Genomic DNA, 4930 nt, shown 5'->3' with positions numbered 1-4930 from the left:
TTCTTTTTGACGGTGACGACGTTTCAGATCAAATTGCAGCGCAAGCTCTGGCGTCTCTCGCGCAAGGACGGTCTAACCGACCTCAATAACCGCCGGACATTCTTTGATCAGACCGACAAACGGCGCAAGCAGGGGGGGCATGGTGTACTGCTAATGCTGGACGCTGATCGGTTCAAGAACATCAATGATCGCTACGGCCATCAAGCTGGTGATGACTGCCTGAAAGTAATCGCATATATGCTGCGGCGGAATTTGCGCGAGGGCGATGTGGTCGGCCGGATAGGTGGTGAGGAATTTGCCATCTATCTTCAGAATACAACCGTGCAGCAGGCCCGATCGATCGGCCATCGCCTGACTTTGCCCATACCATTTGATAATAAAGACGGGGCACATCTGTCGATCACCTTGTCGATTGGCGCTGTGGCTTCTTACCCAAAAGCTACTTTGGATGACATGTTTATTGCGGCGGACAAGGCACTTTATCACGCCAAGGAAAACGGGCGCGCGCAGATGGTCGTTTGGGACGACACATTTGCAGATGGGCAAATCCATGCATGAAGCTGGGCGCCTATTCGTCTTTGGCTAGCAGCACCAGTTCCACCCGTCTGTTCGCTTCGCGTCCTGCCTCGGTCAGGTTGCTTTCGATAGGGGCCAGATACCCGACACCTTCCGCTTGCAGTTGGCGGCGCGCAACACTGTAATCCGCCACCAAACGCTCTAGCACAGACGCAGCCCTACGTCGCGAAAGCGTGATATTCAGCGCAAGATCACCTGCGGCATCGGTGTGACCAACTAATGCGACAACTCGGTTCGGGTGCATCAGCAAATAGTCAGCGACGGCGCGCAGCGATGCAAACTCTGCGGTTTCCAGTTGTGCAGACCCCGAAGCGAACGTCAGATCAGACAACACAGCGCGACCAACTTGATCTAGCTGTGCCGCAAAACTTGCGTCGGGCAATTCGGTTGTCGCCCCCAGCGGTTCTGCTTGCGTTGACGTCCTTGCGATTGGTTCGTTTTGGGGTGGCCCCACATGGATCACTTGTACGAAACCTGCCTGTGCCGTGCGGCTTACAAAAAGACTTATAACTTCGGGCCCTGCATTCGTCGCCCTTTCGGCCGCAATAAACCGGTAGTCGCCTATATTTATCTGCATTTCAGGTGGCGGAAGGGTCTGTACGCCAAACCGGAAATCAAACCCGCCGCAGGCCTCGGTTTGGCATTCAAAAATGATGCGGTAGCGGTCATTGCGCAACTGTTCCCGCAACGGACGTAAGAACTGCAATGTCGTCAATGAAGGTGCTGCGATGCGCCACGCCTGTTGGGTCAATCGTCCCTCGATTTTACGCGTTGGCACTGCCCCTTTGTCCCAAATCCCAATCGGCAGAAGGTAACTTTCGACCGGACTAACGATCTCGCGCTGCAAGCTCGCGTTACTTGGGAACGACAGAGTTTGAGCCTGCACCGCACCTGCCAAGCAGCCCAAAAAGATGGCGACAAAGCGGATCATCGCGCCTGCGCGTGGTAGCCGTCGTTAGGGCGCATATCGGTGGCCGACGCAATCCGGTTGCTCATATTATAGAACCCCGCGACGGCTGCAATGTCCCAGATATCGCGGTCTGAAAAGCCCACCTGCCGCAAGGTGTCGCGGTCTTTTTCGGTGATGGTGGCGCTGGCCACCGTCATCAATTCTGCAAATGCCAACATCGCATGTTGGCGCGCATCCAAAGGGGCCACACGCCAGTTCATCACCAGCATTTCGCCCAGCTTTGGATCACCCGATAGCTGCCGTACTGCTGCCCCGTGCGCCGTGAGGCAATAATAGCATTTATTGAGAGACGACACCGCGACAGCGATCATTTCACGCTCTAGCTTTGACAGCCCTGAATCTGCCAACATCACGTCATTATAAAGCGCTGTGAATGCATTCAGTTTTTCAACATCAAAGGCATAGGCCTGCAAAACATTGGGGATCATACCCAGCTTTTCTTGGCAAATATCAAAGTATTTCTGCGTAGCCTCAGGCAACGGATCAGCCATGGGTAGATCAAGTGCGGTTGGTTGGTCAGTCATAAATTTACTCCGGCAGGATCCGATAGTGGTACTGTCCCACAAGCGTCATCCCGAGGGAAGTATATAGCGCATTTGCTCCGGTGTTGGCTTGCGTTGTCACTAACGTCAAATAGTCCGCCCCTTGATTGTGCGCCCAAAATGCTGCGGCTTGCGTCAAATGCCGTGCCAGCCCTTGGCGGCGGAAATCGACGGCTATTTCCAACGCGTGGACCATTGCACAGTCTGCTGCGATGCCCACAAATCCGGTGCCTGCTGGCTTATCTTTCACCCGCCCCAGCAACGCGGTTTTTGGGGCCCGCGCACGGTCCATAACGTCCAGTCGCCCTGCACCAACGCCACCAGCCGCCCATATTTCTGCTTGTGCCGCTAACACAGGCCAGACCTCAAACGAGGTGACAGGCGGTGGCCGTTTTGTCGCAATAAGTGCAACGGGCGCGGCGTACATATTCACAGGGTCTTTGATGACGTAACCGCGCGCAGCAAGGTCACGATCAAGGCCTTCGTCACCTGCGCGTATCATAAACAGCGGGGCCTGACCTGCCTCTTGCATTGCTTCTTGCGCCGAAGGAATATCGGCATCCTGCACAGGCTGTTCTGCGGTAGCGGCACTCACGCGGCTGCCCCCGCGCCCATCCAACCGAATGGTCCAAGGGCCCACCGCCTGCTTGGCACGCGCGGGCCATGTTGCATCAATTACAGCATATAGTTTTTGCGCGTCGGGAAATGTCATACATCAAAGATGGCGGCCAACGCCGCCATTGCCTGCTCGAGTTCGTGCACATCCGACCCTCTGACCACGATGTTAGACCCATAAACGCCGTCCTTTTGAAACGGATAGGACCCAACCGACAGCATCGGATAATCTGACGCGAATTGGCCTAACGGTCCGGCAATATCACCTTCGCCCCGCACCAATCGTAATGTCCGCGACAGCAGCGGCGCACCGCCTGTGAGCGTTGGTAGAATGCTCGCGACCATCGCCTGAAAAACGGATGGCACCCCGGCCATCACATGGACATTCCCAAGGCTGAACCCAGGCGCCGTGCTAACCGGATTGTCAATCAATTTGGCCCCGTCCGGTATCCGCGCCATGCGCAAACGCGCCGCGTTCAGTTCTTGCCCTGATCGATCATAATGGGCCTGCAGCAAAGCCCGTGCATCGTCGCGCACATCAATAGCAGCGCCAAAGGCCGCAGCGATGCAATCTGCTGTAATATCATCATGCGTCGGACCGATACCACCGCTGGTAAAGACATGATCGTACCCCTGCGATAGCGCTTTGGCTGCGGCAACAATCGCATCTGGGTCATCGCTGACGACGCGCACTTCTTTCAGATCGATGCCACGCTCGGTCAGCTGCCCTGCCAAATAGTGCATATTTGCATCGCGCGTGCGTCCGGAAAGGATTTCGTCGCCGATCACAAGCATCGCGGCACTGGGGTTGGGCATGGGTGGTTCTCCTGTCATGTGTGAATGGTTATAGGGGTGGTTATGGAATTTGCCACGCCTCTTGTCCCTGCCCGCCTTATTCGGCGCTACAAACGTTTCTTGGCGGATGTCCGTCTTGCTGATGGCCGCGAAGTGACCGCCCATTGCGCAAATCCCGGCTCGATGATGGGACTAGCTGAGCCCGACACAAAAATCTGGCTCGAACCTAACAACGACCCCAAAAAGAAATTGAAATTCGGCTGGCGTCTGGTCGATCATGAAAACGGGCATTTCACCGGCGTTGATACGTCTTTACCCAATCGCGCGATGAAAGCGGCACTGCTTGCCCACCAAGTTCCCGATCTGCCGCCTTACGATCTGGTCCGCCCAGAGGTGAAATACGGCGAAAATAGCCGCATTGATTTCCTGTTGAGCGGTCAGGGACCGGACATCTATCTTGAGGTCAAAAGCGTTACCCTTTGCCGTACCGCAGGTTTAGCAGAATTCCCTGACAGCGTGACTGCACGCGGCACCAAACACCTGCAAGAACTGGCCAAGATGGCGACCCAAGGCCACCGTGCAATTATGTTCTATCTGGTCCAGCGTACGGACTGCGCTGCCATGACCTTGGCGACTGATATCGACCCCGTTTACCGTGTTGCATTTGACCAAGCGGCTGCTGCCGGTGTCAAAGTGTGCGCGCAGCGTTGCAAAATCAGCCCAAAAGGTATTTGGCTAGGTGACCCCATCCCCTTCAAGCTCTAGAAATCGGCTTGGAATTCGCCTATGTGCGCGCAAGGACTGAAAAGGAAAACGGACCGTTGGAAACGAACAAAGCTCGCCTCACCAAAGAAGGCATCCGCATTTACGAAGCAAACGACTTTGCCGGTATGGCAAAAGCGGGGGCTTTGGCAGCACACATCCTTGATGAGATCGCGGCACACGTTTTCCCCGGTCAAACCACAGGCGAGCTTGACCGGTTGATCACACAGATGGTTGAGGATGCTGGCGCTGTATCCGCGACCATTGGCTACAAAGGCTACCAGCACGCCAGCTGTATTTCGGTCAACCATGTGGTCTGTCACGGTATTCCAGGCGATAAAAAGCTGAAAGACGGCGACATTCTGAATATCGATGTGACAGTGATCGTTGACGGCTGGTTCGGCGACACAAGCCGGATGTATGTTGCAGGCACACCGTCGCGCAAAGCAGAGCGTTTGATCCAAGTCACTCATGATGCCCTGATGAAGGGCATTGAGGCCGCAAAGCCGGGCAACACATTTGGCGACATTGGCCACGCGATCCAGCTTTATGCAGAAAGCCACCGTATGTCAGTGGTACGCGATTTTTGCGGTCACGGACTTGGCCGTGTGTTTCACGCCCCGCCGAATGTCTTGCACTATGGCCGCGAAGGCACTGGTGCGCGGCTAGA

General features: G+C 55.5%; 7 protein-coding genes. 3 read left to right on the top strand and 4 right to left on the bottom strand.

The features are described 5' to 3' along the window. Nucleotides 1-558: GGDEF domain-containing protein (locus tag QZ197_RS13600; protein WP_296432654.1), on the top strand; the 558-nt coding region annotated here is incomplete at its 5' end. 10 nt (nt 559-568) lie between these two features. Here QZ197_RS13600 and QZ197_RS13595 read toward each other — a convergent pair. The 4 genes from QZ197_RS13595 to QZ197_RS13580 are packed head-to-tail and all read right to left on the bottom strand — an operon-like array spanning nt 569 to nt 3519. Next, nucleotides 569-1507, bottom strand: coding sequence for an OmpA family protein (locus QZ197_RS13595; protein WP_296432652.1), 939 nt, complete (start codon nt 1505-1507; stop codon nt 569-571). Further along, a complete protein-coding gene (locus tag QZ197_RS13590) occupies nt 1504-2070 on the bottom strand; it encodes a peroxidase-related enzyme (RefSeq protein ID WP_296432649.1) in 567 nt (188 codons plus the stop codon). The genes QZ197_RS13595 and QZ197_RS13590 overlap by 4 nt, the downstream gene beginning before the upstream one ends. A 4-nt stretch (nt 2071-2074) precedes the next feature. Next, nucleotides 2075-2800: a GNAT family N-acetyltransferase gene (locus QZ197_RS13585; protein ID WP_296432647.1), complete on the bottom strand. Its 726-nt coding sequence runs from the start codon at nt 2798-2800 to the stop codon at nt 2075-2077. Continuing rightward, nucleotides 2797-3519 (bottom strand): molybdopterin-binding protein, encoded by a 723-nt coding sequence (locus tag QZ197_RS13580; protein ID WP_296432645.1) that lies wholly within the window; start codon nt 3517-3519, stop codon nt 2797-2799. Before QZ197_RS13580 ends, QZ197_RS13585 begins: the two co-directional genes overlap by 4 nt. Before the next feature lie 42 nt (nt 3520-3561). Here QZ197_RS13580 and sfsA point away from each other — a divergent pair, with 42 nt between their 5' ends. Beyond that, nucleotides 3562-4263 (top strand): DNA/RNA nuclease SfsA, encoded by a 702-nt coding sequence (gene sfsA, locus QZ197_RS13575; RefSeq protein ID WP_296432643.1) that lies wholly within the window; start codon nt 3562-3564, stop codon nt 4261-4263. A 56-nt stretch (nt 4264-4319) separates the two neighbouring features. Next, a partial coding sequence (gene map / locus QZ197_RS13570; RefSeq protein WP_296432641.1) for a type I methionyl aminopeptidase occupies nt 4320-4930 on the top strand: 611 nt, incomplete at its 3' end.

The sequence above is a fragment of the Yoonia sp. genome, assembly GCF_017854415.1.
Taxonomy (GTDB): Bacteria; Pseudomonadota; Alphaproteobacteria; order Rhodobacterales; family Rhodobacteraceae; genus Yoonia.
Note: the sequence above shows the minus strand (reverse complement) of the source record. Positions and strands in the feature narration are given on the sequence as shown.